Source organism: Methylosinus sp. C49 (assembly GCF_009936375.1).
Lineage (GTDB): Bacteria > Pseudomonadota > Alphaproteobacteria > Rhizobiales > Beijerinckiaceae > Methylosinus.
Genome location: NZ_AP022332.1, coordinates 1,981,670 through 2,007,902, shown reverse-complemented (window position 1 = coordinate 2,007,902; position 26,233 = coordinate 1,981,670). Strand labels below are relative to the sequence as shown.

Annotated in this window: 24 protein-coding genes; 15 read left to right on the top strand and 9 right to left on the bottom strand. The window is 66.5% G+C overall.

What is annotated here, in order from left to right:
• Positions 1 to 84 precede the first annotated feature (84 nt).
• On the bottom strand, positions 85 to 720 hold the full coding sequence (bioD, locus tag GYH34_RS09680; RefSeq protein WP_161913393.1) for a dethiobiotin synthase: 636 nt from the start codon (positions 718 to 720) through the stop codon (positions 85 to 87).
• Positions 717 to 1,871, bottom strand: a complete 1,155-nt coding sequence (locus tag GYH34_RS09675) for an 8-amino-7-oxononanoate synthase (RefSeq protein WP_161913392.1) — start codon at positions 1,869 to 1,871, stop codon at positions 717 to 719. The genes bioD and GYH34_RS09675 overlap by 4 nt, the downstream gene beginning before the upstream one ends.
• Before the next feature lie 173 nt (positions 1,872 to 2,044).
• Here GYH34_RS09675 and GYH34_RS09670 point away from each other — a divergent pair, with 173 nt between their 5' ends.
• From GYH34_RS09670 to GYH34_RS09660, 3 genes are read left to right on the top strand one after another with little or no spacing between them, the layout of a single operon-like run.
• Entirely contained in the window at positions 2,045 to 2,530 is a 486-nt protein-coding gene (locus GYH34_RS09670) for an isoprenylcysteine carboxylmethyltransferase family protein (protein ID WP_161913391.1), read from the top strand.
• A 25-nt stretch (positions 2,531 to 2,555) separates the two neighbouring features.
• Entirely contained in the window at positions 2,556 to 5,327 is a 2,772-nt protein-coding gene (locus GYH34_RS09665) for a heavy metal translocating P-type ATPase (protein ID WP_161913390.1), read from the top strand.
• 10 nt (positions 5,328 to 5,337) lie between these two features.
• A complete protein-coding gene (locus tag GYH34_RS09660; protein ID WP_161913389.1) occupies positions 5,338 to 6,204 on the top strand; it encodes an NAD(P)-dependent oxidoreductase in 867 nt (288 codons plus the stop codon).
• 4 nt (positions 6,205 to 6,208) lie between these two features.
• On the opposite strand, the gene GYH34_RS09655 is transcribed toward GYH34_RS09660, so the two are convergent.
• The gene (locus GYH34_RS09655; RefSeq protein WP_161913388.1) at positions 6,209 to 7,057 is read right to left on the bottom strand and encodes a nickel/cobalt efflux transporter; all 849 of its coding nucleotides are present in this window, start codon (positions 7,055 to 7,057) and stop codon (positions 6,209 to 6,211) included.
• A 205-nt stretch (positions 7,058 to 7,262) separates the two neighbouring features.
• Between GYH34_RS09655 and GYH34_RS09650 the strand changes: the two genes are divergently transcribed.
• The 5 genes from GYH34_RS09650 to GYH34_RS09630 all read left to right on the top strand — a co-directional run bounded on the left by GYH34_RS09650 (position 7,263) and on the right by GYH34_RS09630 (position 13,258).
• Positions 7,263 to 8,855 carry a CHAD domain-containing protein gene (locus GYH34_RS09650; RefSeq protein ID WP_161913387.1) on the top strand — a complete coding sequence of 531 codons (1,593 nt, stop codon included), beginning with the start codon at positions 7,263 to 7,265 and terminating at the stop codon, positions 8,853 to 8,855.
• 70 nt (positions 8,856 to 8,925) lie between these two features.
• On the top strand, positions 8,926 to 10,113 hold the full coding sequence (locus GYH34_RS09645; protein WP_161913386.1) for a glycosyltransferase family 4 protein: 1,188 nt from the start codon (positions 8,926 to 8,928) through the stop codon (positions 10,111 to 10,113).
• On the top strand, positions 10,067 to 12,352 hold the full coding sequence (locus GYH34_RS09640; protein WP_161913385.1) for an amylo-alpha-1,6-glucosidase: 2,286 nt from the start codon (positions 10,067 to 10,069) through the stop codon (positions 12,350 to 12,352). The genes GYH34_RS09645 and GYH34_RS09640 overlap by 47 nt, the downstream gene beginning before the upstream one ends.
• A 66-nt stretch (positions 12,353 to 12,418) precedes the next feature.
• Positions 12,419 to 12,823, top strand: a complete 405-nt coding sequence (locus GYH34_RS09635) for a PRC-barrel domain-containing protein (protein ID WP_174242389.1) — start codon at positions 12,419 to 12,421, stop codon at positions 12,821 to 12,823.
• Between the two features lie 138 nt (positions 12,824 to 12,961).
• A complete protein-coding gene (locus GYH34_RS09630) occupies positions 12,962 to 13,258 on the top strand; it encodes a hypothetical protein (RefSeq protein ID WP_161913384.1) in 297 nt (98 codons plus the stop codon).
• Here GYH34_RS09630 and GYH34_RS09625 read toward each other — a convergent pair.
• Positions 13,234 to 14,841: an FAD-dependent oxidoreductase gene (locus tag GYH34_RS09625; RefSeq protein ID WP_161913383.1), complete on the bottom strand. Its 1,608-nt coding sequence runs from the start codon at positions 14,839 to 14,841 to the stop codon at positions 13,234 to 13,236. The two genes, GYH34_RS09630 and GYH34_RS09625, sit on opposite strands and share 25 nt — an antisense overlap.
• Positions 14,842 to 14,976: 135 nt before the next feature.
• Between GYH34_RS09625 and GYH34_RS09620 the strand changes: the two genes are divergently transcribed.
• On the top strand, positions 14,977 to 16,998 hold the full coding sequence (locus GYH34_RS09620; protein WP_161913382.1) for a thioredoxin domain-containing protein: 2,022 nt from the start codon (positions 14,977 to 14,979) through the stop codon (positions 16,996 to 16,998).
• On the opposite strand, the gene GYH34_RS09615 is transcribed toward GYH34_RS09620, so the two are convergent.
• The 3 genes from GYH34_RS09615 to GYH34_RS09605 are packed head-to-tail and all read right to left on the bottom strand — an operon-like array spanning position 16,995 to position 19,264.
• On the bottom strand, positions 16,995 to 17,669 hold the full coding sequence (locus GYH34_RS09615) for a 4'-phosphopantetheinyl transferase superfamily protein (protein ID WP_161913381.1): 675 nt from the start codon (positions 17,667 to 17,669) through the stop codon (positions 16,995 to 16,997). The genes GYH34_RS09620 and GYH34_RS09615 overlap by 4 nt on opposite strands.
• 9 nt (positions 17,670 to 17,678) lie before the next feature.
• A complete protein-coding gene (locus tag GYH34_RS09610) occupies positions 17,679 to 18,920 on the bottom strand; it encodes a DUF2325 domain-containing protein (RefSeq protein ID WP_161913380.1) in 1,242 nt (413 codons plus the stop codon).
• Complete coding sequence (locus tag GYH34_RS09605; RefSeq protein ID WP_161913379.1) at positions 18,917 to 19,264, bottom strand: antibiotic biosynthesis monooxygenase; 348 nt, start codon at positions 19,262 to 19,264, stop codon at positions 18,917 to 18,919. The genes GYH34_RS09610 and GYH34_RS09605 overlap by 4 nt, the downstream gene beginning before the upstream one ends.
• A gap of 205 nt (positions 19,265 to 19,469) precedes the next feature.
• Here GYH34_RS09605 and GYH34_RS09600 point away from each other — a divergent pair, with 205 nt between their 5' ends.
• Complete coding sequence (locus GYH34_RS09600; protein ID WP_161913378.1) at positions 19,470 to 19,700, top strand: hypothetical protein; 231 nt, start codon at positions 19,470 to 19,472, stop codon at positions 19,698 to 19,700.
• Here the strand turns inward: GYH34_RS09600 and GYH34_RS09595 are convergent.
• Positions 19,685 to 20,962 (bottom strand): cystathionine gamma-synthase family protein, encoded by a 1,278-nt coding sequence (locus GYH34_RS09595; RefSeq protein WP_161913377.1) that lies wholly within the window; start codon positions 20,960 to 20,962, stop codon positions 19,685 to 19,687. The two genes, GYH34_RS09600 and GYH34_RS09595, sit on opposite strands and share 16 nt — an antisense overlap.
• 302 nt (positions 20,963 to 21,264) lie before the next feature.
• Between GYH34_RS09595 and GYH34_RS09590 the strand changes: the two genes are divergently transcribed.
• From GYH34_RS09590 to GYH34_RS09580, 3 genes are all read left to right on the top strand, one after another.
• Positions 21,265 to 22,281, top strand: a complete 1,017-nt coding sequence (locus tag GYH34_RS09590; protein WP_161913376.1) for an outer membrane beta-barrel protein — start codon at positions 21,265 to 21,267, stop codon at positions 22,279 to 22,281.
• Positions 22,282 to 22,406: 125 nt separating this feature from the next.
• Positions 22,407 to 23,318 (top strand): hypothetical protein, encoded by a 912-nt coding sequence (locus GYH34_RS09585; protein WP_161913375.1) that lies wholly within the window; start codon positions 22,407 to 22,409, stop codon positions 23,316 to 23,318.
• Between the two features lie 43 nt (positions 23,319 to 23,361).
• Positions 23,362 to 24,069 carry a dienelactone hydrolase family protein gene (locus GYH34_RS09580; RefSeq protein WP_161913374.1) on the top strand — a complete coding sequence of 236 codons (708 nt, stop codon included), beginning with the start codon at positions 23,362 to 23,364 and terminating at the stop codon, positions 24,067 to 24,069.
• 7 nt (positions 24,070 to 24,076) lie between these two features.
• Here the strand turns inward: GYH34_RS09580 and GYH34_RS09575 are convergent, their stop codons facing one another.
• Positions 24,077 to 24,832: a class I SAM-dependent methyltransferase gene (locus GYH34_RS09575; RefSeq protein ID WP_018266168.1), complete on the bottom strand. Its 756-nt coding sequence runs from the start codon at positions 24,830 to 24,832 to the stop codon at positions 24,077 to 24,079.
• 101 nt (positions 24,833 to 24,933) lie between these two features.
• Here GYH34_RS09575 and gloB point away from each other — a divergent pair, with 101 nt between their 5' ends.
• Positions 24,934 to 25,707 carry a hydroxyacylglutathione hydrolase gene (gene gloB / locus GYH34_RS09570; RefSeq protein ID WP_161913373.1) on the top strand — a complete coding sequence of 258 codons (774 nt, stop codon included), beginning with the start codon at positions 24,934 to 24,936 and terminating at the stop codon, positions 25,705 to 25,707.
• Between the two features lie 2 nt (positions 25,708 to 25,709).
• Complete coding sequence (locus tag GYH34_RS09565; RefSeq protein WP_161914965.1) at positions 25,710 to 26,162, top strand: cupin domain-containing protein; 453 nt, start codon at positions 25,710 to 25,712, stop codon at positions 26,160 to 26,162.
• Positions 26,163 to 26,233 lie beyond the last annotated feature (71 nt).

Below are 26,233 nucleotides of genomic sequence, written 5' to 3'. Positions count from 1 at the left end.
CACGAGGAACGCAGCGACGAAGCAATCCAGAAGCCGCCTCATGGCTCTGGATTGCTTGGCTGCGCTCGCAATGACGAAGGGGCGTCATTGCGGAAGACGCGAATCGAAATCGACGAGGCGGAAATGCGCGAGGAAAGCCTCGCGCAGCGTCTCGGCGCCGAGCGGCGCGACAAAGGGCAGGCGGCCGAGCGCGCGCGCGCCGGAAAATTTCGCGATAATGCGCTGCGTATCCTCATTCTCCTCGCCGATGAAAGCGACGCCGAGGATCGGAATGTCGCGCCGTCGCAGCGCCTCGAGCGACAAAAGGCTGTGATTGATCGTTCCGAGCGTGGTGCGCGCGCAGAGCACGACCGGAAGCCGCCAGCGTGCGATGAGATCGATCGTCAGAGACGCTTCCGTCAGCGGCGTCATCAGCCCGCCGGCCGTCTCGATGACGAGCGGCGCGCGATCCGGCGGCGCCAGACGCGCCGGATCGATCTCCACCCCGTCGAGGCGCGCGGAAAGATGCGGCGAGGCCGGCGTGCGGAGGCGATAGGCCTCGGGCAGAAGCCTCTCTTCGGAAAGCCCCGAGAGCCGCGCGACAGCCATTGTGTCCGTCTCGCCCTCGAGGCCCGATTGCACCGGCTTCCAATAATAAGCGCCGAGCGCGCCGGCGAGCGCGGCGGAAAACACCGTCTTGCCGACATTGGTGTCGGTTCCGGCGACGACGAGGCGCGTCATGCCGGCAGGCCCGCGAGCGCATGCGCCAGATCGTCGACCATGGCGGAAACCTGCGCCTCGCTCACATGCAGAGTGAACGAGATGCGCAGACGCGCGGTTCCTTCCGCGACGGTCGGCGGGCGGATCGCGCGAATGTCATAGCCCAGCGCCTGCATCGCCGCGGCCAGCGCCAGCGCGCGCGCATTGGAGCCGACGATGACGGGCGCGATCTGCGATTGCGGCGGCGCGAGCCCCGCGCACTCCAATTTGCGCGCGGCGAACGCGACGCGCGAGCGCAATGCGACGCGGCGTCCTTCCGCCTGCTCCACAATCGGCAGCGCAGCGCGAACGCAAGCGGCGACGAGCGGCGACGGCGCCGTCGCGAAGATGAATTGCCTGCAGCGGTTGATGAGGAATTCGCGCAGCGTCGCGGGCAGCAGCACGAGGCCGCCGGAGACGCCGAGCGCCTTGCCGCAAGTGTGCAGCGTGACGACATTGTCGCGGCCCTCGAGCGCGGCGGCGAGTCCGCGCCCGCCGGGGCCGTGAACGCCGGTCGCATGCGCCTCGTCGATGAGGAGAAAGCCGTCGTGACGCGCGGCGATCTCGGCGAGAGCGTCGAGCGGCGCGAAATCGCCGTCCATGCTGTAGAGGCTCTCGACGACGATCCAGGGCCGGCCCATGCCGCCGCCGCGGCGCCATGCCACGATATGATCCGCGAAAGCGTCGGCGTCATTATGCGCGGCGGCGACGCTCTTCGCGCGCGAGAGCCGCATGCCCTCATGCGCGCTGGCGTGCACGAGCGCGTCATGGACGATGAGATCGCCCTTTTGCGGCAAGGTCGAGAGCAGCGCCTCATTCGCGGTGAAGCCGGCGCCGAAAAAAAGCGCGCTCTCCGCATGGAAAAAGGCGGCCGCCTCGCGCTCCAGAGCCTGATGCTCCTCATGGTCGCCGCGCAGCAGACGTGAGCCGCCGGCGCCGATGGGAACCCCGCGCGCCAGCGCCGCCGCGGCGGCGGCGCGTAGTTCCTGCGACTCGGCGAGCGCGAGAAAATCATTGGAGCTGAAGTCGAGCCCGCGACGCGGCGCGAGCGTGCGCAAGCGATCCTGCGCCGAAAGGCTCGCGAGGTCCGCCGCGTAGAAGTCGAGCGCTCCGCTGGCGCGATCTGTCGTCACTCGATCCTTCCCGAACTGCCCGGAACATCACGCGACTTTCCTCGCGCCGGGGGAGCCGGTTAAATAGCCGGGCGGCGGCGGGACGGCAAGAAAGCCCGGCGCCGCGCTTTTCATCCGATCGAAACTTGAAAAACCTTCCCGCCAACGCGATCTGAGCAGAAAGAGGATTTCCCATGTCCATCGACGACAGCCGAGCCGAGGCCGATCCGCCGTCGCGGATCGCATGGCCGCCTTTGCTGCTCCTCGCGGCGATCGCCAGCGGGGCGCTGCTCGATCTGCTGCTGCCGCTCTCCGAGGGCGCCTGGCCGCTCGGCGCGCGCATCGCCGGCGGCCTCATCGTCGCGCTCGCGCTCGCCAATGATCTCTGGTGCGCGTCGCTGATGCGGCGGCAAGGCACCACGATCCGGCCCGATCGCGCGGTCTCGAGCCTCGTCACCGCAGGACCATACCAATGGTCGCGCAACCCCATCTATGTGTCGCATGTGGCGCTGATCGCGGGCCTCGGCCTCGCCCTCGGCTCGACATGGATGCTCCTGCTCACGCCCGTGGCGGCCGTTCTGCTGCAGCGGCTGGCGATAGAGCGGGAAGAGCGCCATTTGTCGCAACGGTTCGGCGCCGAGTTCGACGCCTATGTCGCGAGAACGCGCCGCTGGTTGTAGACTGAGGCGAGAGGAGCCGAATCTGATGGCCGACGTCGCGACTCGCGCAGATTTGCATATGTCCTTCGGCGTGCGCGGAATGACCTGCGCCTCTTGCGTTTCCCATGTCGAGAAAGCGCTGCGCGGCGCGCCGGGCGTGCTCTCGGCGTCCGTCAACCTCGCGACAGAGCGCGCCGACGTCACGCTCACGCCGGGCGCGGACCTCGCGCAGCTCGCCCGCGCCGTGGACGAGGCCGGCTATGAGCCGGCGATCGAGACGATCGAATTCGGCGTCGGCGGCATGACCTGCGCCTCCTGCGTCGCCCATGTCGAAAAAGCGCTGCGCGCCACGCCGGGGGTGATCGCCGCCGAGGTCAATCTCGCGACGGAGCGGGCGCGGGTGCGCGCGCTCGGCGGCGGCGACATGGCGAAGGCGCTGCGCCGCGCGGTGGCGGAAGCCGGATACGAGCCGCGCGAGCTCGAGACCGGCGCGAAAGCCGCCGATCGCGAAAGGACCGCGCGCGAGCAGGAGGCGGCGTCGCTGCGCAAGCGCCTCATCGTCGCCGCGGCGCTCAGCGCGCCGGTCGTCTTCCTCGAGATGGGCGCGCATACGATTCCGGGACTGGGCGATTGGCTCATGGCCGCCATCGGTCATCAGTCCATTCGCTATCTCTCCTTCATTCTCGCGACTCTGGTGCTCATCGGGCCGGGCAGGCCCTTCTATGAGAAGGGCTTTCCCTCGCTCTGGCGCGGCCATCCAGACATGAACTCGCTCGTCGCCATCGGCACGATGAGCGCCTATCTCTATTCGGTCGTCGCCACTTTCGCGCCGAGCCTGCTGCCGCATGGCGCCGCCGATGTCTATTACGAATCCGCCGTCGTCATCATCACGCTGATCCTCTTCGGCCGCACGCTGGAGGCGCGCGCAAAGGGCCGCACGTCGGAAGCGATCCGCGCGCTCGCCGCGCTGCAGCCCAAGACCGCGCGCGTGCTACGCGGCGCCGAGCGGATCGAGCTGCCGATCGACGATGTCGTCGTCGGCGATCTCGTCGCCGTGCGGCCGGGCGAGCGCATAGCGACGGATGGAATCGTCGTCGACGGCGCCTCTCATGTCGATGAATCGATGATTACTGGCGAGCCAGCGCCCGTCGGCAAGCGCAAAGGCTCGGAAGTGACCGGCGCCACGGTGAACACGACCGGCGCCTTCACCTTCCGCGCGACGCGCGTCGGCGCGGATACTGTGCTCGCCGGCGTCATTCGCATGGTGGAGCAGGCGCAAGGCGCCAAGCTGCCGATTCAGGCGCTGGTCGATCGCGTGACCGGCGTCTTCGTGCCCGCCGTGCTCGGCGTCGCGCTCGTCACCTTCATCGTCTGGCTCGCCTTCGGCCCGCAACGCGACGTCTCTTACGCTCTGGTGGCCGCCGTCGCCGTGCTCATCATCGCGTGTCCCTGCGCCATGGGCCTGGCGACGCCGGCCGCCATAATGACCGGCACCGGACGCGCGGCCGAGCTCGGCATTTTGTTCCGCAAGGGCGAGGCGTTGCAGAGCCTGCGCGATGTGACGCTGATCGCCTTCGACAAGACCGGCACGCTGACGCGCGGCAAGCCCGAGCTCACCGATCTCGAAGCCACGCCCGACGTCTCCGCCGATGATGCGCTGCGGCTCGCCGCCAGCGTCGAGGCGCGCTCGGAACATCCGATCGCCGGCGCGCTCGTCGCCGCCGCGAAAGCGCGCGGACTTTCCATCGTCGAGGCGCAAGACTTTTCGGCGACGCCCGGCATGGGCGTCGAGGCGGTCGCGGAGGGGCGCAAGATCGCCGTCGGCGCCGCCCGATTCATGACGGCGCTCGGCCTCGATATTCGAGCGTTCGACACGACTGCGGCGCGGCTCTCGGCGGAAGGCAAGACGCCGCTCTATGTCGCGATCGATGGAAAGCTCGCGGCCATTCTCTGCGTCGCCGATGCGCTCGAGGAGACGAGCGTCGCCGCCGTCGCCGCTCTGCATGCGCAAGGCGTCGCCACGGCGATGATCACCGGCGACGACGAGCGCACGGCGCGCGCCATTGCGGAGAAGCTGGGCATAGACGAGGTGATCGCCGGCGTGCTGCCGGAGGGCAAGGTGGCTGCGTTGCAGCGCCTGCGCGACGGGCGAAGAATCGCCTTCGTCGGCGATGGCGTCAATGACGCGCCGGCGCTGGCCGCCGCCGATGTCGGAATCGCCATCGGCACGGGAACCGACATTGCGATCGAGGCCGCCGATGTCGTGCTGATGTCCGGCCATGTGTCGAAAGTGCCGGCCGCGCTCGCGCTCTCGCGCGCGACAATGCGCAATATCGCGCAGAATCTCTTCTGGGCCTTTGCCTATAATGTGATTCTGATTCCCGTCGCGGCAGGCGCGCTCTACCCCGTCAATGGAATGCTGCTCTCGCCCATGCTCGGCGCCGGCGCCATGGCGTTTTCCAGCGTCTTCGTGCTGACGAATGCGCTGCGGCTGCGGCGCTTCCAACCGCCGGCGGGGACGAGCGCGACGAGAGCGGAAACGCTGAAGGCATTGGAAGAGAGCGAGCACGAAGCCTCGCCTTTGCAGGAAACCCGAGAGGAGGAGAACGATATGACGACGACATTCGACGTTCAGGAAATGTCTTGCGGCAAATGCGTGAAGCATGTGACCGAGGCGGTGCAGAAGGCAGAGCCGCAGGCGCAGGTGAAGATCGACCTCGCCACCGGCAAGGTGGAGGTGTCGCCCTCTCCCAAGGACCCGGAAGGCCTCGCCAAGATCATCACCGACGCCGGCTATCCGGCGCGGGTCGCGGCCTGAGCGCGCGCCCATGGCGGAATCGCTCGCAGGCAAGACTCTGCTCGTCACCGGCGCGAGCCGCGGCATCGGCCTCGCGATCGCGGAGCGCGCGGCACGCGACGGCGCCAATGTGGCGATCGTCGCCAAAAGCGTCACCGAGCATCCCAAGCTGCCGGGGACTATCTACACCGCCGCCGCGGCGATCGAGAAAGCAGGCGGGCGGGCGCTCGCCCTGCCCTGCGACATTCGCTTCGACGCGCAGGTGCAGGAGGCCTTCGACAAGACGGCGGCGATCTTCGGCGGCGTCGATATTCTCGTCAATAATGCGAGCGCGATCGATCTGCGCGGCGTCGAGGCGATCGAGATGAAGCGCTTCGATCTGATGCATCAGATCAATGCGCGCGGGAGCTTCCTCTGCGCCAAGCTCGCTCTGCCCTATCTGAAGAAATCCGACAATCCGCATATTCTCACCCTGTCGCCGCCGCTCGATATGAGCCCGCGCTGGTTCGCGCCCAATCTCGCTTACACAATGGCGAAATATGGCATGAGCCTCGTCACTCTCGGTCTCGCGCGCGAGCTTTCGGGCAAGGTCGCGGTGAACTCATTATGGCCGGAGACGGCGATCGCCACCGCGGCCGTCGGCAATCTGCTCGGCGGCGACGCCGTGCTGCGCCGCGCGCGCAAGCCGCAGATCGTCGCCGACGCCGCCCATGCGATATTGACGCGTGCGGCGACCGCCTGCAGCGGCAATTTCTTCATCGATGTGAATGTGCTCGCCGAAGAAGGCGTGACCGATTTCTCGCCCTATGCGGTCGATCCGAGCCAGCCGGCGATATTGGATTTCTTCCTCGACGCGCCGATCACCGCCGGCGTGCAAAAATTCCCCTTCGGCGGCTGAGCGCTCAGCTCAGCGCCGCAAAGCCCGAATAGAGCGTGTACAGCCCCACGATGGAGATCAGCGCGCCCGAGAGATAGGGCGCCTTGGCGGCGATCTGCTCGAAGCCGGACCAGCGGTCCGAAGCGTGACGCACGCCGAGCGCCGCGGCGACGCCGACCGCGACCATTGTGAGCGCGAGGCCGATGCTGAAGCACAGCACCAAAGCCGCGCCCAGCGCCATCTGTCCGAGCTGAAGGCAGAGAAGGAGCACGGTGATCGAGGCCGGGCATGGGATGAGCCCGCCGGTGAGGCCGAACACGAGGATCTGCCCTGTCGTCACGTGGCGGGAGGCGAAGCGTCGCTTGATGTCCTCCGCATGGGCGCGCTCATGCGCATCCATCGTATCCTCGTCGAGAAGCAGCGAAGCGCTGTCCGCGGCGGCATGGTCATGTGGGTGATGCGCATGGTCGTGATCATGCCCATGCGGATGATGATGATCATGCGCATCATCGTGACGATGGGCGCGCGGACGGTCGCGCCAGATTAGCCAGGTCATCCAAGCGGCGACGCAGAGGATCAACACGCCGGAGGCGATCTGCAGATAGGGCTCATTGGCCTCTGCGTTCCAATGCGCGCCGAGATAGAGCCCGGTGAGCGCGACGATCCATACGATAGCCGTATGCGAGAGCGTTGCCGAGAGGCCGAGCAGAATCGCCTGACCGACCGTGCCGCGCACCGCGACGATGAAGGCCGCCATCATCGTCTTGGAATGGCCGGGCTCGAGGCCGTGCAGCGCGCCGAGAGCGACCGCCGTCGGCGCGAACAGCCAAGCATTCGCCGCGCCGTCTCGAAACAGATCCGCGAGATTCGCCATGCGCCCTCTATTCTCCGCCCGTGGCATATACTGATTTTCGGGCCGCCGGTTAAGTCCGTCGCATGGGTGAGCGGCCCTTTTGCCGCGCTAAGCATGAATTGCGAAAGCGCCGGACCCGCCACATCTAATCCTCACGTCCCCTTGACCGGTTCGCCGAGAGGGTCGAAACTCGACCACCTTGAGCCCGAAAGCCGCACGGTTTCATATGGATCGCCAACTCGCGTCGAGCGCAGCCGCCCAGGAGGCGGCGCGGCGCGCCTTGCGCAGCCGGCGCAGCGGCGAAGGTCCGCGCATTCGTTTTGGAACCGATCGCGCCGGCATGACCGCCGCCGCCCGCAGCGACAGCCTCACCATCGGCTCGGTCTCGCGACCGACGCGGCGCATTCGCTCGATCATTTTCGACACTGCCGTCAATGATCTGCGCAAGCAGAATATTCAGCTGCGCGGCTATGAGATGCACGGCGCCGCTTTCGTCGAGCTGAGCTGGTCGCGGCCTACGGCGCCGGGCGTGCGCGGCTCTATCGAGCTGCGCGTGCCGACGCTCGAGGTCGGCAAGATGCTCGGCTTCTCCGAGCCGCTGCGCCGCTCCATCGCCGATCGGCCGCTGGAGGCGCGCAGCGTCGCCGAAACGGAACGACGCGAGCGCTTGCTCGAGCGCGCGCATACGCGTATCGCCGTCTGCTTCGACGACGGCTTCGTCGAATGCGGCGGGCGCCGCGCCAATTTCCACGAGATCGAGCTGCAGCTCATCGAGGGCGCCGAGGAAGAATTCTGGAACGTCGCCGCGGAGCTCGCGCCGCGCATGAACGCACGCGTTCTGCCGATGAGCGAGGCCGAGCTCGCGCTGGCGCGCACGACCGGCGCCGGCCTCGCCCCGGTCAAGGCGCGCCGACCGACGCTCGCCGCGGATGCTTCTCTGGACGAAGCGATCGTCGTGGCGCTCTCCGCCTGCCTCGATCAGTTCGTCGCCAATTGGCCGGCGCTGCAATATCAGGCGCCAGAGGAAGCCATTCACCAGATGCGCGTCTCGCTGCGGCGCCTGCGCGCCGGCGTCGGCATGCTGCGCCGCGGCGTCGCGAGCGAAGCGCTGGAAACCGCCGCCGCGCGCGCGAAGGAGATAGCGGCGACGCTCGGCGCGGCGCGCAATCTCGACGTGCTTCTCGATATGCTGGTCGCCGGTCCGCTCGCCCAGGCCAATGGCGAGCCGAGCTTCTATGCGCTGCTCGATGCGGTCGAACGGCGACGCATAGAAGCGCACGCCGCTGTCGCCACGCTCGTCGCCGCGCCGCAGACGACGCAATTCGTCGTCGATCTTCGCGCCGCTCTCGCCGCCCGAAATTGGCGCGCGCAAGCGGGCGAGGACGGACGCGCGAAGCTCGACGCGAGCGAGCCCGGCTCGGCGAAGCAATTCGCCATACGCTCGCTCGATCGGCTGCATCGCCGCGCGCTGAAGAAGAGCCGCGACCTCGCCGCGCTGACGCCAGAGCAACGGCACCATGCGCGCATCGCCTTCAAGAAGGCGCGCTATGCGGCGGAGTTTTTCCAATCTCTCTTCGAGCCGCAGGCGAGGTCGCGCCGCTATCTGCGGCGCACGGCCGCGCTGCAGGATGAGCTCGGCGCCTTCAACGATCTCGCCGTCGCGGCGGAGCTGCTGCGCGATCTCGGCGAATCCGACGCGCATCTCGCGCCGGTGAGCGCCTTCGCCGTGGGCTGGTGCGCGCATGCGCGAGGGGGCGCCGCCGCGGACTGGAAGAAGACCGAGAAATCCTTGAAAAAGCTCGAGACATTCTGGCGCTGAGCCGCGTCGTGGAATCGGCGAGCGTGACGCTGCGAGGAACCAAGACGCGCGCGAAGCGTTGAATCTCTTAATGAGCACATTGCACCAGCAGTGGCGCGCGCCGATCGAATGGACGCGGCCGCCGCCTCTCAAAATCGCCCAGATCGCGCCATTGATCGAAAGCGTGCCGCCGCGTCTCTATGGCGGAACGGAGCGCATCGTCTCCTTTCTCACCGAGGAGCTCGTCGCGCAGGGCCATGAGGTCACGCTCTTTTCGAGCGGCGGCTCCGTCACTTCCGCGCGACACATCCCCTGCAGCGACCTGCCGCTGCGCCAGATGCGCGCGAGCGATCCGACGCCGAGCTATCTGCTGATGCTCGATCGCGTGCGCCGCATGGCCTCGCGATTCGACATTTTGCATTTTCATATCGATCAGCTGCATTTCCCTCTGTTTCGCGACATTGCGGCGCATACGCTGACGACGCTGCACGGACGCCAGGATCTGCCCGATCTCGATCGCTTCTATGCCGGCTTTCCAGAAATGCCGCTCGTCTCCATCTCCGACTCGCAGCGCGAAGCGGTTCCGCACGCCAATTTCGTCGGCACGGTGATGAACGGCCTGCCGCTCGATCTGCTCACGCCGACGCTGCATCCTGCGGGCGATTATCTCGTCTTTCTCGGCCGCACCTCGCCGGAGAAAGGCCTCGACCATGCGATCGCCATAGCGCGCGCCATCGGCCTGCCGCTCAAGATCGCGGCCAAGGTCGATCTGCCGGACCAGGCCTATTTTCACGAGCGCATCGAGCCGCTGCTGTCGCTTCCGGGAATCGAGTTCGTCGGCGAGATCGACGATCGCCGCAAGAGCCGATTTCTCGGTGAGGCGCGCGCGCTGCTGTTTCCGATCGAATGGCCCGAGCCTTTCGGCCTCGTCATGATCGAGGCGATGGCCTGCGGCGCGCCGGTCTTGGCGTTTCGTCGCGGCTCGGCGCCAGAGATCATAGAGGACGGCGTCACCGGCGCGCTGGTGGACAATGTCGCGGAGGCGATCGCGCGTCTTCGCCACGTGCTCGCGCTCGACCGCGCGCAGATCCGGCGACGCTTCGAGAAGCGCTTTTCCGCCGGGCGAATGGCGGCGGAATATGTGGCCATCTATCGCCGCCTGCTGCGCGCGCCAGCCCCGGCCGAGCTGCGCGCGCATCCCATTGTGCTGCCGCCGACCTATTTCAGCAGGCATGTCGAGGAACAAATCGAACCGGACGACTCATATCCCCCGCGCTAGCGAGAGCGCGCCAGCGCGCCACGCGCAGGACGCCGGCGCCGATGCGCCGCAGGCGCATGAGCTGCAATTCTATATTCCCGCGACCGGCCCGCCCTCGCGGCCGCGCCGCACGCTCAAGCACGACGACACATTCGCCGTCTTCGACAGCCATGGCGACATTGGCGCGACGGCGGGCGGGCCGGACGGCCTCTTCGATCACGACACGCGCTATCTCTCGCATCTCGAGCTCTTGATCGAAGGCGCGCAGCCCTTGCTGCTCGACTCCGCCCTACGCGACGACAATCTGAGCTTTTATGTCGATCTCACCAATCCCGACATCTTCCGCGACGAGAAGATCGCGCTGCTGAAAGACTCCGTCTATGTCTCGCGCACGCTCTATCTCAAGGATGGCTCGCTACGCGAGCGGCTCGAGGTCTCCAATCAGAGCGCCGAGGCGGTTCGCCTCAATCTGTCGATCGGCTTCGGCAATGATTTCGCCGATATTTTCGAGGTGCGCGGCGTCAGGCGCGCACAACGCGGACGCGCCTGGGCGCAGCTTCTGGCGGCCGGCGCCGTCGCGCTCTATTATCGCGGGCTCGACGGCGTGCTGCGCGAGACGGCGCTCTCCTTCGAGCCCGATCCTTCGCTGCTCGTCGACAGCGTCGCCACCTATTCGCTGCGCCTCGCGCCGCGCCAGGCGCAAACCATCTTCCTCACCGCGGCGAGCCGCGGACGTCTGCCGAAATCGACGCAATCCTTCTTCAACGGATTGACCGGACTGCATCGCGAATTGAAGGCCGCCGCCGGCCAGAGCGCGCATGTGGAGACATCCGATCCGACACTCAATCAGATTCTCTGGCGCTCGACCGCGGATGTGCGTATGCTGCTCACCAAGACAGCGGACGGCAGCTATCCTTACGCCGGCATTCCCTGGTATTCGACCACATTCGGACGCGACGGCATCATCACCGCATTGCAGATGCTATGGTTCGATCCCAGCATCGCCGTGGGCGTGCTGAAGCGTCTCGCCGCGCATCAGGCGGAGGATTTCGACGCGCGCGCCGATAGCGAGCCCGGCAAGATTCTGCACGAGATGCGCGACGGCGAGATGGCGGCGCTCGGCGAGGTGCCTTTCGGCCTCTATTACGGCTCGGTGGATTCGACGCCGCTCTTCGTCATTCTCGCCGGCTATTACGCGCGTCGCACGGGGGATTACGCGCTGGTGCGCGAGCTGTGGCCGGCGATCGAGCGCGCGCTCGCCTGGATCGACGGGCCGGGAGATCCGGATGGCGACGGCTTCGTCGAATATGCGCGCCATACCGAGCAGGGACTGCGCAATCAGGGCTGGAAGGATTCGCATGATTCCGTCTTCCATGCAGACGGACGTCTCGCGGATGGGCCGATCGCGCTGGTCGAGGCGCAAGCCTATGTCTACGCCGCGCGACGCCTCGCCGCGCATTGCGCGCGCGAACTCGGCCTGCCCGCGCGCGCCGAGGCGCTGGCGCGCGCCGCCGAAGCGCTGCGCGTGCGTTTCGAGGAGGCCTTCTGGTGCGAGGAGATCGGCAGCTATGCGCTGGCGCTGGACGGCGAGAAAAAGCAGTGCAAGGTGCGCACCAGCAATGCGGGACATGCGCTCTATGCAGGCATAGCGCAGCCTGATCGCGCGCAGCGCGTCGCCGATGGGCTGCTCGACGCCAGATTCTTTTCCGGCTGGGGCTTGCGCACTGTAGCGCGCGGCGAGAGCCGCTACAATCCCATGTCCTATCACAATGGCTCCATATGGCCGCATGACAATGCGCTGATCGCGCATGGACTCGGCCGCTATGGCTTCAAGGAGGGCGTCACGGCGGTCTTCGACTCGCTGATCCGCGCCGCCAGCTATATGGAGGCGCGCCGCATTCCAGAGCTCTATTGCGGCTTTCGCCGACGCCACGGGCGCGGCCCGACGCTCTATCCCGCCGCCTGCTCGCCGCAGGCCTGGGCCGCGAGCGCGCCTTTCCTCTTCGTCCAGACGATGCTCGGCCTCGAATTCGACCATAAGGCGCGACAAATCCGCCTGGTGAATCCTTCCGTGCCGCTCTCGGCGGGCGAGATCGTCATACGCAATCTCTCGCTCGGCGAGGCGCGTGTCGATCTGGCGCTGAAGCAGGATGCGCGCTCGGCCATCTCTCTGCATGTGCTGCGCACGAGCGGCGACGTCCAAGTGTCGCTCGTCTTCGACCCCGATGTGCGCGAGCATCCGCTCACGACCAAGGGATGAGGCGCGGAACCTTTCCAGAGCCGCCGCGTTGCTTCGGGACGATCGCGGCCACAGGAGGAACTGCCGATGGCGAGCGCCAATCCCGACCTCAATCTCGTCTCCAGCGAAGATGTCGAAGGCACGACCGTCTTCGATCGGCTCGGCAATCAGCTCGGAGAAATCGATCATCTGATGATCGACAAGGTCTCGGGCCGCGTGCGCTACGCGGTGATGAGCTTCGGCGGCTTTCTCGGCCTCGGCCACAGCCATTATCCGCTGCCGTGGAACTCGCTCTCCTATGACAATGAGCGCGAGGGCTATATCGCCGACATCATCGAGCAGCAGCTGCAGAATGCGCCGGAATTCAGCGACGACAGCTGGACCGATCGCGACTGGGAGAAGCGCGTTCACGAACATTATCACGCGCGCCCCTATTGGGACGAGCAGTCGCAGCAATGGCAGAGCGAGCAGCAGCCGCGCCCGCGCGGCTGAGGCCCATCGCCGCCGAGGCGCGCCGTCCTGCGGCTAGCTCGAGGATCGACAGGCTTCGCCGCTATGCGTTAGAAATTTCAGATCGTCGATTCGCTCGGCGCTTTTTCTCGACTCGTGTTTTCGAATGGAGATTTTCACGTGACTCTTCGACGCTTCACGGCGCGCGGCCTCATCGCCGCGCTTCTCATCGCGCCATCGGCCTTTGCTTTCGCGCAGGCCGATGGTTTTTTCGTTCCCGAGCTCCCCGCGCCTGTGCCGGGCGCGGTTCCGGCGCTGACGCCGGGCGTCCTCACCGCCACGCCCTATTCCTACTATTACCGCTATCCGGCGCCCTATCCTTACGTCTACGCCCGCAACGGCTGTCTCGTGAATGCGGGCGTCTACGACAATTGGGGCGCTTTTCTGGGCTATCAGAGGCTGCGCGTCGCCTGCTGATCGACGACGCGCTTGTCGAGCAGCACCTGATTGGCGTCCAGCGAGAACTCCTTCCACGCCGCCGCAATGTCGAGCAGCGTGACCTGGAGATAATCCTTGGACGGCTTGTGCTCCTCCGGGAAATTGGAGAGCGCGCAAGAGGTGCGATTAAAGTCGATGACGCCGTCGAGCAGCTCCTGGATGAAGCCGTCGAAGGCCTTTTGCGCCAGCGGAGTCAGATCGGAACGGCCCTTGTCAACGGCGACGACGGAATGGTCGAAGGGCAGGCCCTCGAGCACGGCGATCGCCTCCTTCAGCACCGCCTCCATCGCGCCGAGCATGGCGCGCTGCGTGATCTGCTCCTTCTGGCCGTTGGAGAGGCCGAAATTCAGCCGCTGGCGATAGCTGGCGAAAGTGGGCGCGCGCTTGGCGTTCACCCATTCGCGGAAGCGCGCCATGCTGGCTTCGTTGAGCGCCTCGCCCGAGGCGCCTTCGCCGGAAATCATCGTCGACGTCTCCTTCTGATCGAGAAGGCGCAGCCTTATGCGCTCGGCCGCGACCAGCGCGCCCTCAAGATAGCCGCCGCCCTCACGCGCAGTCTCCGTGCCGCCGAGATAGAGCTTGCCATCCCAAAAGGCCTGCCGCAGCAGCGGATCGCCATAATCGGGATGCTCGGACGGCGGGGTGAGATCGATCGTCGCGCAGGTGAAGGGCTCATGCGTCCAATCCTGCACATGCTGCTCGCCATCCTCGACCGACCTGCCGAACAATTGGACGAATTGACTTTCGATCAGCATGGACATGCCGCCGCTGAACGCTTCCCGCAGCTCCGCGGAGAGCGCGAAGAAGCCGCCGATCGCCGCGCGCTCGCCGCACGCGTCGCAGGCGTCGAAAATCTCGCCGAGAACGGCCTGCTCATGGGTGGCGAAGGCGTTGCCGGAATGCCCGTCCGCGCGCCAGGCCGGCGCGCCGGAGAAGCCGACCAGGGCCTTGGCCTGCGCCGCCATCCAGGTCGGCGCGCTGCGCATGGCGTTGCGGCTCAGCGCATCGAGCTCCGGCTGGAAGGCGAGATGCTCGGCCAAAAGGCGCGGCGGCAGCGCCAGCACGGCGCGCTTGGCGGTCACGGTCTCGGTCTTGCCGTCCGACTCGAAGGTCAGCTCCACATGATCGCCGCGATCGGCGATCGCGCGCAGCACGGAAGAAAGATGGATCGCCTCCGCCGGAACCGCAGCGGTCAGCGCCTCGATCAGCGAGGCCATGCCGCCCTCCAGCCGACGCGCGCCAGAATGGAGATTGGGCGTCATGCGCGTCTCGGGCTTTTTGTCGCCGAAGGCGAGCAGCAGCGCCGTGCCCGGATCATATTGCGGAAAATCCGTGAGGCCGAGCTCCTTCACCAGAGCGGTGATGGTCGGCTGCGTGTCCGGCCAGAACCAGGTCGGACCCATATCGACACGCATTCCCGAGGCTTTGTCCTCGACCGACAATACGCGCCCGCCGAGCCGCGGACGCGCTTCATAGAGCGCAAAGCTCACCCCTGCCCCGGCAAGGCCGCGCGCCAGCGCCAAGCCGCAGGCCCCGCCCCCGACAATCACAACGTCCAGCATCGTTCAGCTCCTGAGCCGTCTGGCCTTTTGCTGCAAAGCGACGCAAAGGGCGTGCCGGGATTTTGTCGCTTTTGCGCCCTTTCCGGGCTGGCGCCTCGCGTGCAATAGCGGCACGCCTCCGATGGAGAGACCGCAGTGACGCAAGACCGCAACCGCCTCGGCGAGGAGACGAGCCCCTATCTCCTCCAGCACAAGGACAATCCCGTCCATTGGCGCGCGTGGTCGGCGGAGACGCTGGCGCTCGCCAAGGAGCGCGGCAAGCCCATCCTGCTCTCCAGCGGCTACGCCGCCTGCCATTGGTGCCATGTGATGGCGGCCGAGAGCTTCGAGAGCGAGGCGATCGCCGCGCTGATGAACGAGAATTTCGTCAATGTGAAGGTCGATCGCGAGGAGCGGCCGGACATAGACCATCTCTATCAGCAGGCGCTGCAGCTCACTGGACGGCGCGGCGGCTGGCCTTTGACCATGTTTCTGACGCCCGACGGCGAGCCCTTTTGGGGCGGCACCTATTTCCCGCCGGAGCCGCGCTATGGAATGCCCGGCTTCGCCGATATTCTGAAAGCGATCTCCGAGCTCTGGCGCGAGAAGCCGGAAGTTGTGACGCGCAATGTGACGGCGATCGGCGACGGGCTGAATCGTCTCGCCGAGACCGCGCCGGCGGATCCGATCTCGCCCGGTCTCGACGAGACGATCGCCGAAAAGCTCGACGGCTATATCGATCGCGTCAATGGCGGCGTCGGCGGCGCGCCGAAATTCCCGCAGGCGGCGAGCCTCGAATTTCTCTGGCGCGCATGGAAGCGTACGGGACGCGCCTCTTATCGCGAGGCCGTGCTGACGACGCTCGATCATATTTGCCAGGGCGGCATTTACGATCATCTCGCCGGCGGCTTCGCGCGCTATTCGACCGATGAGCGCTGGCTGGTCCCGCATTTCGAGAAAATGCTCTATGACAACGCCCAGCTCGTCGATCTGCTGACGCTCGTCTGGCAAGACGAGAAGAAGCCGCTCTACGCCGCACGCATAGAGGAGACGATCGACTGGGCGCTGCGCGAGATGCGCCTCGCGGAAGGCGTCTTCGCCAGCAGCCTCGACGCCGACAGTGAGCATGAGGAAGGCAAATTCTATGTCTGGACCGCGGCCGAGATCGACGCCATTCTCGGCGCGCGCTCGGCTGCGTTCCGCGCCGTCTACGACATAGAGGACGGCGGCAATTGGGAAGGCAAATCCATTCCCAATCGCCTGCATTCGATGGAGCTGCTGTCCGCGGAAGAAGAAGCCGCGCTCGCTCTGGATCGCGCGAAGCTTTTGGCGGCGCGCGCGGCGCGCGTGCGGCCAGGCCGCGACGACAAGGCGCTCGCTGATTGGAACGGGCTGATGATCGCCGCTATAGCGACCGCCGCGCAGGTCTTCGAGCGGCGCGACTGGCTCGCAGCGGCGACGGCGGCCTTTGATTTCATCGCCGCGAAAATGACGACTACCGACGGAAGGCTGCTGCATTCCTATGGCGCCGGCCGCGCGAAGCATATGGCCGTGCTGGATGATTACGCCGATCTCACGCGCGCCGCTCTGGCGCTCCATGAGGCGACCGGCGAAGCGCGCTTTCTCGAGCGCGGACGCGATTGGATCGAGATCGTCGAGGCGCATTATCGCGACGCTGGCGCCGGCGGCTATTTCTTCACCGCCGATGATGCCGAAGCGCTGATCCGCCGCTCGAAAATCGCCGAGGATGCGCCTTTGCCGTCCGGCAATGGGACGATGACGCATGTTCTGGCGCAGCTCTATCACCTCACCGGCGACGACCGCTATCGCGCCCGCGCCGACTCCACGCTCGCAGCTTTCGCCAGCGCCGTGCGGCGCGGCATGCTCGGCTATTCGACCCTGCTGAACGGCGCCGAGACTTCGCGCGACGGATTGCAGATCGTCATCATCGGCGCGCGCGAGGCGCCTGACACGGCCGCGCTGCTGCGCGTGGTTCATGGCGTGAGCCTGCCCGGCCGCACGCTCGCCATTGTCGCGCCAGGCGCCGAGCTGCCGCCGGCGCATCCCGCCGCCGGCAAGACAATGATCAACGGAAGCGCGGCCGCCTATGTCTGCCACGGCGCAACCTGCTCATTGCCGATCGTCGAGGCGACGGAGCTCGAGAAAGCGCTTCGTTAGGGCGTCTTCCACGCGAGCGCCGCCGCATAGCCCGGCGGCGCCGTGATACGCGCCACGCGAAGATCGCCCCAATCCGCCTCGGCGTGGCGCAGCTCGTAGAGATCGCCCTGCCCCGGCCACACAGAGAAAGCCTGCAGCTTCTCCGGTATGCCGAGGCCGAGCGCTTTCAGCGCCGCCTCCTTGGCCACCCAACGCTCGAAAAAACCGGCGGCGTCGATCCCTTCGCGCTCCTCTCGCGTCAAGGCGATGGAGGAGAGACCGGCGACATCCACCATTCGATCGGCGCGCTCTATGTCGACGCCGACCTCCCAATGACGCGAGACGGCGATGAGCGCGCATGCGCCGGAATGCGAGACATTGAAGAAGACGCCCGTACCGGCGAGCCCGAGCTTGCCGTAAACCCCGGAATCGAAGCGCAGCGCCGCCGGATCGACGCCCAGCTTCTCGCCGATGAGACGCCGCAATACGGCGCGCGTCGAGATCATGCGCAGCCGATCCTCATGTCGCAAGAAGCGCAGAGCCCGCTCGCGCTCCTCAGCGCTCAGCGTGTCCCAATCCGCCTCGGACCAGGGCGCGGCGAGATCGAAATCGAGACGCGTGATCTCGATGCGCCCTTCGCTCACCGCGGGAGCCCAAGAATGCGCCACTGCATGCGCTGATGGATGCGTCACGCGCCCTCCCTATCGCCGCGCCTCCGCCGCCGGCGCGGCGAGCGTCTCGATCGCTCTCTCGAAAGCCGAAGCGCTCGCGCTGCGCAATGGACAATAGGGAATGCCATGGCTCTCGCACAAGCTCTTGACCGCGCCGACAGCGCGATGGCTGACGCAATCGACGGGAAAGAACACGGCGTCGGCGCGCCGCACCAGCTCGCTCAGCATGGCGCGATTGTCCTCCATGCCGCCGTCATGATGGATGAGCGAGCCATTGCGCCGCTCGACGAGACGCTGCAGCCTGCAGACCGTACGCGGCCGGCCGCCGACATAGAGCAGGCAGCGGCCGCAGAGATCCGTCTCGCTCTCGCAAGGCTCATCGGCCATGGGCGTCGCCGCGACGGCGATCTCGGAAACGATCGACGCCGGGGCGCGCGTCTCCTTCGCCTTCATCCGCTCGAGGCGACGCTCGAGCCGCGCATGATCCTCACGCAATTCGGCATGCGAGAGACGGAGCGCTCCGAGCTCGCGCAATGTCTCGTCGCCGCGCTCCGCCGCGCGCAGAGCGTCGACCTCGCGGCGCAGGCTCTCGCATTCGGCGGCGAGCGTGCGCGCTTCGCGAAGCTGCGCGCCGAGCCGGGTGATCTCATCGCGCAGCACGGTCAGCTCGTCATTGCGCTCGGCGATGACGCTGGCGAGACGCCGCGCGATCTCGGCCTTCGCGCGTCTCGCTTCGGCCACCTCGCGAGCGTCGCCGCGATGCGCGGCGCCGCTCAAATGCGACATCATGTGAATATCGCCGAAAATGCGCGTCTCCACGCCGGGCGTGAGGCGCGGATGGCCGATCAGCGCCCAATAGGCGCCGGGCACGAAGCCAGCGTCGATCGCGCTCTCCCAATAGGCGAGCAGCGTCTCCTCGCCGTCGAGCGCCTTGGCCTTGCGGATCGCGCCTTCGTATCGCGTGTCGAGATGCTTCTGCACGGCGCGCGAGACGACATTCTCGTCATGCATCTTCTCGACGAAGAGGCCATGCACCTGATAATCATTGTAGCGCGCTTCATCGCCGAGAAAGCCGGTGCGCCGCGCGATCTTGCGCAACTCCGCGATCGTCAGGCATGTGCCGACGATCGAGCAATGCGACGCGCCGATGATCTCCCATATGCGGCGGCGTGCGCCCGCCTCCCGCCGCGCGGCGGGCGCGAGCTCGAAGCCCTCGCTCGCCATGGCCGATTTCAGCACGCTCAACGAAACGAGAGGCCGCCGTTCGCTCATGGCGCCGCCTCGACCGCCGCATCGTCACGCGCATTGCTCTGCGCGAGCACGGCGTCGAAACCCTCGAACTCGGGATGGCCGACATAGAGCGGCTTGTTCTTGCCGGCGTCCTTGTGCGAATCGCGGAACTGCTGCGACGTCGTCCAGGCGAGGAAGCTCGCCTTGGTCTCCCACATCGTATGCGAGGCGTAGAGCGTGTGATCCTCGCGCTCCGGTCCGCGCAGCAGATGGAAGGAGATGAATCCCTCCATCTCCTCGAGGCGCGTGCGGCGCGACGCCCAGATCTGCTCGAACGCCTTTTCTTCCCCCTTGACCACCTTGAATCGATTCATCGCGATGAACATTCCGAGCTCCGTTTCGTCGGCCGCGCGCGGGCGGCCGGAATTGGAGGCCATCGTCGCCCGGCGCCGCGTCGCGATCAAGCCCCGTCTCGGCCGAGGAGCCTGCAAGATTTCCAAAATCCTACTCTGCAAGCTTTCCAGCCGCAGCTCCACGATATCGCCAGAAACGCCGCCATCATCGGCGCGACAAGCACGAAAGGAGAAGGCCATGTGCGATATTGAAAGCGAGCGCGGCAGAATCGACGCGCTGCTCGATGCGGTGGCGCGCGCCGCGCCCGCAGGCGTGCGAGAGGACGAGCACGCGCTCGCGCGATTTTGTCTAACCGCGCTCGGCGAGCATTACGCGACCGAGTGCCCCGACGAATGCCTGCGGCGACGCTGCGACGATTTCGCGACGCGCGTCGTGCGCGGCAATCTGCTCGCTCAGGAGAACGCCTGAGCGATATCGGCGACGAGATCGTCTGGATGCTCTATGCCGATCGACATGCGCACCAGCGCCGGCGTGATGCCGATCTCGCGTCGCGCCGCCTCCGCTAATCCTGAATGCACGGTGGTCGCCGGATGACACACGAGCGACTCCGTGCCGCCGAGGCTCACCGCCAATTTGAAAATCTGCAGCCTATTCAGGAAAGCGAAAGCTTCCCTTTCGCCGCCTTGGACATCGAAGGAGAAAGTGGAGCCCGCGGAGCTCGATTGACGCTGCATCAGCGCGCGCGCGGGATGGTCCGGCGGCAGCAGCGGCGGATAATGCACGCGCGCGACCTTCGGATGCGTAGAGAGATATTCGGCGACGATGGCCGCATTGCCGGCGGCGCGGCGCATGCGCAGCGACAATGTCTCCAGCGAGCGCGCCAGCATCCAGCAGGAATGCGGATCGAGCTGCGTGCCTATGGCGTTGCGCATCGTGCGGATCGGAGCCAGCGCAGCATGTGCGCCGATGACGGCGCCGCCGATGAGATCGCTGTGGCCGCCGACATATTTGGTGAGCGAATAGAGCGAGAGATCGGCGCCATGCTGGAGTGGCGATTGGAACACGGGACCGAGCAATGTGTTGTCGCAGCACAGAATCGGACGGCGCCCCTGGCGCGCGCCGATCTCCTGCGCGATGCGCGCCACCATGTCGATATCGACGAGGCTGTTCATCGGATTGGACGGCGTCTCGACGAAGATGATGGCGACATTGCCCATCGCCATCGCGCGCTCGGCGGCGCCGCGCACGACAGTCTCGTCGAGTCCGTCGGTGAAGCCGATGCTCTTGATATCGAATGGCGCGAGCGTGCGGCCGATCAGCACCTCGGTTCCGCCATAGAGCGGACGGCTGTGCAAAATCACCTCGCCCGGCTTCGCATAGGCGAGGATCGTCGTGACGATCGCCGACATGCCGGATGAGAAGACGAGGCCCGCCTCCGCATTCTCATGCACGGCGAGGCGATCCTCGAGGATCTCGAGATTGGGATGATTGAAGCGCGAATAGACGAGCCCTGGCGCCTCATTGCGCGCATGCGCGCCGCGGCCAGCGATATGGTCGAAATAATCGCGTCCATCCTCCGCCGTGCGGAAGGCGAATGTCGATGTGAGAAACACCGGAGGCTTCACCGATCCTTCGGAGAGCGCCGGATCATAGCCATAGCCGAGCATCAGCGTCTCTGCGTGGAGACGATGATCGCCGATGCGGATCTTGTGATAGCGTTCGCTGCTCATGATCTCTCTCCTGTCATCGACTCGGCGCGCGCAAATTTCTTTCGATTCGCTATATGAATTCACGCTCGCGCGCGCCTCTTCGGCATTCTCCACACAAATGAATACGTAGCTGTTTTCGCTAAGGTCGCATGTGCGTCACAGTCACAGAAAATCGATGATATGTCACGCCGTTGCGGTTCACCGTCGTTGACCGAATCTCAGCATGCGACTTAGCATTTCAATAGCCGCATCAACCACGGCGAGCGGACAGCGACAGCGCGCGGCCCATGCGGTGACAAAACTTTGTTGAAAAGGATTCCTCGATGAAGAAGTTATTCTCAGCCACCGCGATTGCACTGGCTCTATCCGCTGGAGCGGCGCTGGCCGCGGACCTGCCGGCCGTCAAGGCTCCGCTGCCGCCCCCGCTGCCGCCGCCGCCCCTGTGGACCGGATTCTATGTCGGTTTGAATGCCGGCTATTCCTGGGGCTCGACGAACAACGTCGAAGTCGGCACGGCCAATCTTTACGACACTTTCGGCAACAATGGCCTGCTTCCTTTCGTGATCGATCCGGGCGCCGGCGCGGCCGCCCTGGCCGCGAGCGGCAATGTGAACGCTCAACGCAACGGCTTCATCGGCGGCGGTCAGGTCGGCTATAATTATCAATTCGGCAACAGCTTCCTGGTCGGTCTCGAAGCCGATTTGCAGGGAACCGGCATCCGCAGCGAGAACAGCTTCACCGGCGGCACCAGCTGGAACGCGTTCAATGTCGCGGCCGGCCCCTTCGGCCTCTCTTTCGATCGCTCCGCCGCCGGCACGACGACGGTGACGACGCGCACGGATTGGCTCGGCACGGTTCGCGGCCGTTTGGGCTACATTTGGGGACCGTCTTTCCTGATCTACGCCACCGGCGGTCTCGCCTACGGCGGCGTGCAGGCGACGACGAACCAGTCGCTTTTGCTCAACAACACCCTCTCTGCGAGCGTCCTCGGCGCGCAGGTGGCCGCCCTCAGCGTGCCCTACGCCTCGATCGGCGGCATCGGACGCTACAACGAGTCGCGCATCGGCTGGACGGTCGGCGGCGGCATCGAATGGCTGTTCGCTCCGAACCTGAGCTTCAAGGCGGAATATCTCTACTATGATCTCGGCGAGGTCCGTTATCTCAACGGCCCGCTCGCCGCGGTCGGCCCGCAGCTGACGGTGCTCGGCTTCACCTCGCCGGCGCTCACCTCGATCAACCAAGGCATCACGCGCGTGAAATTCGACGGCCATATCGCGCGCGTCGGCATCAACTATCACTTCATCTCGGCGCCGCCGGTTCCGGTCGTCGCCAGATACTGATCCGATCTTCTGTCTTCGAGATCGCGACAGCCCGGCCTCATGGCCGGGCTTTTCGCTTTTCAGCGTGGATATTGCGGAGCGGTTCGCGCTAGAAGACGAGCGACGCAACGAAAGCTCCGCCGCAGATGATCTCCGCCGCTCCCGCCTGGACCTGGGCCGCATTCACTCTCACCGCCGCGGGCGGACAGACTTTGCGCAACGCGCTGCAGCGCGATCTCACCGATAAGCTCGGCGCCGCGGGCGCGACCTTCGTGCGCTTTCTCTTCGGCTGTCCTTTCGCCTTTCTCATTCTCGCCGGCGCCTGCGCCATCGCCGATGTTCCGCCGCCGGCGCCTCGAGCGTACGCTCTGCTCGTCATCGCAGCGGCGGCCGCGCTGCAGATCGCGGCGACGGCGTTGATGCTCGTCTCGATGCAGGAGCGCTCCTTCGTCATCGTGACGGCGTTGCTGAAGACGGAAGCGGCGCAGCTCGTCGTCTTCGGAACGCTGTTCCTCGGCGAGGCGGCGACGCCATCGCTCGCGCTAGGCGCGCTCGGCGCGACATTGGGCGTGCTCGCTCTGTCGCTGCCCGATCCTGCGGCGGCGCTGCGCGGCGCCACTTGGCGGCCGATTTTCTTCGGCCTCGCCGCGGCGGCGCTGTTCGGCGGCTCGACGGTTCTCTATCGCGAGGGCGTGCTGGCGCTCGGCGGCCCCTCCATCACGGTCGCGGCCGCGACCGAGCTGGTTCTCGGCCTCGTCTTGCAAACGGCGCTGATCTTGCTCTATCTGGGCGTCTTCGACCGCGGGGGCCTTTTCGCCATCGTCGCTCAATGGCGGGAATCGCTGTCGGCGGGACTGCTCGGCGCCTTTGCGACGCTGTTCTGGTTCCTGGCTTTCGCTCTCGAGACCGCGCCGCGGGTGCGCACGCTGGCGCTGATCGAAGTCTTGTTCGCGCAAATGGTCACGCGCCGCATGTTCGCGCAAAAGACCGGAGCGCGGGAATGGCTCGGCCTGGCGATGCTGGTCGCCGGCGTCGCGGCCGTGTTGAACGGCGGATAGCGGCCCCTTTGGCCGGCGTCCCCTCAGAATTGCGAGATCAGACATGGCGTCCCAGATCGACGGCCCCCGAATTCAGCCCAAGGCCGGCAAGGCCAAGCAGCTCGTCGTCTTCCTCCATGGCTATGGCGCGGACGGCAATGATCTCATCGAGATCGGCCGGCAATGGCGGTCCTTCCTGCCGGACGCCGCCTTCGTCTCCCCCCATGCGCCGGAGCGCTGCGCGCTGTCGCCCAATGGGCGGCAGTGGTTTCCGCTGACCATGCGCGACCCCGGCGAGCGCTGGCGCGGCGTGGTGGCGACGCGGCCGCTGCTGGAGAGCTTCCTCGCCGAGGAGCTGGCCAAGAACGAGCTGGACGAGAGCAAGCTCGCTCTGGTCGGCTTCAGCCAGGGAACGATGCTGGCGCTGCATGTGGGCCTGCGGCTGCGCCGCGCGCCGGCCGCCATTCTCGGCTATTCGGGCGTTCTGGTGGCGGGCAGCGAGCCGCCGGATATTCCCCCGCAATTTGGAGCCAAGCCGCCGGCGGTCCTGCTCGTCCATGGCGAGGAGGATTCGATGATCCCGGCCGATGCGCTGCTGCTCTCCGCCAATGCGCTGGCCAAGGCCGACGTGCCGACGCAATGGCACCTTTCCGCCGGGCTGGACCATGGCATAGACAATGCCGGCCTGCTGCATGGCGGCCTGTTTCTGGCCAGGAGCTTCGGCCTGTCGGTCGAGTTCGGCCGCCGCAGCGGCGGCGCGCCCCCCCGCTGAGCCTCTCTCAGAGCGCCGGGGCGTCGCGACCGGCGCCGGCGCCCACCGGGGCCAGCACCTCGTCCAGCGGCGGCAGGGCGCGGCGCACGGCGCGGCGCAGGCCGGCGGGGCGATAGAGCTGCTTGGTCGCCTCGACGATATGAACCCCGCCGCCCGGCAACGAGAAGCGCCCGGCGATTCGCTCGAAGGCGGGAGCCGAGCGCAGCAGCGAGGCGCGGGCGAAGGGCGGCACATAGAGCGCCTCGCCCCAGAAGACCGGCAGCAGCAGCGTCTCCTGCAAAAGGCTCTGCAGCTGGCCGCGCGAATAGGGATGGCCATGGCCGAAGGGCGTCGTGTCCACCCGCGCCCACAGGCCCGAGCGGCTGGGGACGACGACGATCACCCGTCCGCCCGGCGCGAGAATGCGCCAAATCTCCTCCAATATGTCGCGCGGCGATTCGCCGACCTCGAGCGCATGGACGACGAGAACGCGGTCGATGCTGGCGTCGGGCAGCGGCATCATCGTCGTCTCGACCAGCGCCGAGGCCGAGCGTCCGCCATTGGGCCAATGGACGACGCCCTGGGCGGCCGGCATGAAGGCGAGCACGCGCTGCGCCCGCTCCTGAAAATCGACGAGATAGGGCGTGGCGTAGCCGACGCCGAGCACGCGCAGCCCGGAGTGATCCTCCCAGCGGGTCCGCGCCATGCGCCCGAGGAGGCGCAGCGCCACCTGACCGAGCGGCGAAGCGTAAAAATTCCGCAAGTCGACGACGTCGAGCGACATATCTGCTATTTCGCATTTATCTACGGCGCGACGCAAGCGCGTGAAACCGTCGCGGCCGCGATCGCCTCACTGACCCTAAGCGTTTCGACAGGAGCAGCGCAATGAGCGTCGAAGTCGTTCAGTTCATTTGCCTCGCCGATAATTTCGGCCTGCTGCTGCGGGACGAGGCGACCGGCGCCGTCGCCTCCATCGACGCGCCCGACGCACGCGCCATAGCGGCGGAATTGTCGCGGCGCGGCTGGACGCTCACCGATATTCTCGTCACCCATCATCACGCCGACCACATCCAGGGCGTGGCGGGGCTGAAGGCGCTGTTTCCAAAGGCGCGCATCGTCGGCCCGCGCAAGGATCGCGCCCGCATCCCCGGCCTCGATCTCGAGGTCGGCGAGGGCGATTTGGTGACGGTCGGCGCGGCGACGGCGCGGGTGATAGAAGCGCCCGGACACACGACCGGCCATATTCTCTATCATTTCGAGGCGGAGGAGATTCTCTTCGTCGGCGACGTGCTGTTCTCGCTGGGCTGCGGCCGCGTCTTCGAGACGCCGATGGAGGTCATGCATGCCTCGCTGAAGAAGATCGCCGAACTGCCGCCGGAGACGCGCGTCTATTGCGGCCATGAATATACGCAGGCCAATGCGCGATTCGCGCGCACGGTCGATCCCGACAATCTCCTGCTCGCCGAGCGCGCCCGCGAGGTCGACGCGCTGCGCGCCGCGGACGAGCCCACTTTGCCGACGACCATCGCTCTCGAGCTCGCGACAAATCCCTTCCTGCGCGCCGAGGACTCTCAGCTGCGGCGCGCGCTCGGAATGGAGACGGCCGATCCGGCCCATGTCTTCGCGCAGATCCGCGAAAGAAAGAATGTGTTTCGATGACGATGGATACGAGCCTTTCGGCCGCCGACGTCGCGCGGCTGCTCTCCCTCTCGCCGCATCCAGAAGGCGGCTTCTACCGCGAGACCTTTCGTGATTCCCGCGCGGTCGCGGACGGCCGCGCCGCCTCGACGGCCATCTATTATCTGCTCGGCGCGGGCGAGGTCTCCGCCTGGCATCGCGTCGACGCCGCCGAGATTTGGCATTATTACGCTGGCGCGCCGCTCGCCCTCGACATTTCCGCGACGGGCGCAACGAGCGCGCGGCATATTCTCGGCGCGCGGGTGACGCAGGGCGAGCAGCCGCAGATCGTCGTGCCGGCGGATCAATGGCAGAGCGCGCGCAGCCTCGGCGCGTGGACGCTCGTCGGCTGCACGGTCGCGCCGGGATTCGAGTTCTCCCGCTTCGAGCTGGCCTCCGCGGATTTTTCTCCGCTGCGCGAAGACAGCGCGGAATAGCCCGAATCACGCCGATTTCGGGTCGCGAATGAGCGAAAACGGGCGATCCTCGCGCGCCGGCCGATGCGGCG

Bases quoted from the DNA above. Each gene is read 5' to 3' on its own strand.
- bioD (WP_161913393.1), bottom strand. From the start codon at position 720: ATGACGCGCCTCGTCGTCGCCGGAACCGACACCAATGTCGGCAAGACG.
- GYH34_RS09670 (WP_161913391.1), top strand. From the start codon at position 2,045: ATGTCCATCGACGACAGCCGAGCCGAGGCCGATCCGCCGTCGCGGATC.
- GYH34_RS09665 (WP_161913390.1), top strand. From the start codon at position 2,556: ATGGCCGACGTCGCGACTCGCGCAGATTTGCATATGTCCTTCGGCGTG.
- GYH34_RS09660 (WP_161913389.1), top strand. From the start codon at position 5,338: ATGGCGGAATCGCTCGCAGGCAAGACTCTGCTCGTCACCGGCGCGAGC.
- GYH34_RS09655 (WP_161913388.1), bottom strand. From the start codon at position 7,057: ATGGCGAATCTCGCGGATCTGTTTCGAGACGGCGCGGCGAATGCTTGG.
- GYH34_RS09650 (WP_161913387.1), top strand. From the start codon at position 7,263: ATGGATCGCCAACTCGCGTCGAGCGCAGCCGCCCAGGAGGCGGCGCGG.
- GYH34_RS09645 (WP_161913386.1), top strand. From the start codon at position 8,926: ATGAGCACATTGCACCAGCAGTGGCGCGCGCCGATCGAATGGACGCGG.
- GYH34_RS09640 (WP_161913385.1), top strand. From the start codon at position 10,067: ATGTCGAGGAACAAATCGAACCGGACGACTCATATCCCCCGCGCTAGC.
- GYH34_RS09635 (WP_174242389.1), top strand. From the start codon at position 12,419: ATGGCGAGCGCCAATCCCGACCTCAATCTCGTCTCCAGCGAAGATGTC.
- GYH34_RS09625 (WP_161913383.1), bottom strand. From the start codon at position 14,841: ATGCTGGACGTTGTGATTGTCGGGGGCGGGGCCTGCGGCTTGGCGCTG.
- GYH34_RS09610 (WP_161913380.1), bottom strand. From the start codon at position 18,920: ATGAGCGAACGGCGGCCTCTCGTTTCGTTGAGCGTGCTGAAATCGGCC.
- GYH34_RS09605 (WP_161913379.1), bottom strand. From the start codon at position 19,264: ATGTTCATCGCGATGAATCGATTCAAGGTGGTCAAGGGGGAAGAAAAG.
- GYH34_RS09600 (WP_161913378.1), top strand. From the start codon at position 19,470: ATGTGCGATATTGAAAGCGAGCGCGGCAGAATCGACGCGCTGCTCGAT.
- GYH34_RS09595 (WP_161913377.1), bottom strand. From the start codon at position 20,962: ATGAGCAGCGAACGCTATCACAAGATCCGCATCGGCGATCATCGTCTC.
- GYH34_RS09590 (WP_161913376.1), top strand. From the start codon at position 21,265: ATGAAGAAGTTATTCTCAGCCACCGCGATTGCACTGGCTCTATCCGCT.
- GYH34_RS09585 (WP_161913375.1), top strand. From the start codon at position 22,407: ATGATCTCCGCCGCTCCCGCCTGGACCTGGGCCGCATTCACTCTCACC.
- GYH34_RS09580 (WP_161913374.1), top strand. From the start codon at position 23,362: ATGGCGTCCCAGATCGACGGCCCCCGAATTCAGCCCAAGGCCGGCAAG.
- GYH34_RS09575 (WP_018266168.1), bottom strand. From the start codon at position 24,832: ATGTCGCTCGACGTCGTCGACTTGCGGAATTTTTACGCTTCGCCGCTC.
- gloB (WP_161913373.1), top strand. From the start codon at position 24,934: ATGAGCGTCGAAGTCGTTCAGTTCATTTGCCTCGCCGATAATTTCGGC.
- GYH34_RS09565 (WP_161914965.1), top strand. From the start codon at position 25,710: ATGGATACGAGCCTTTCGGCCGCCGACGTCGCGCGGCTGCTCTCCCTC.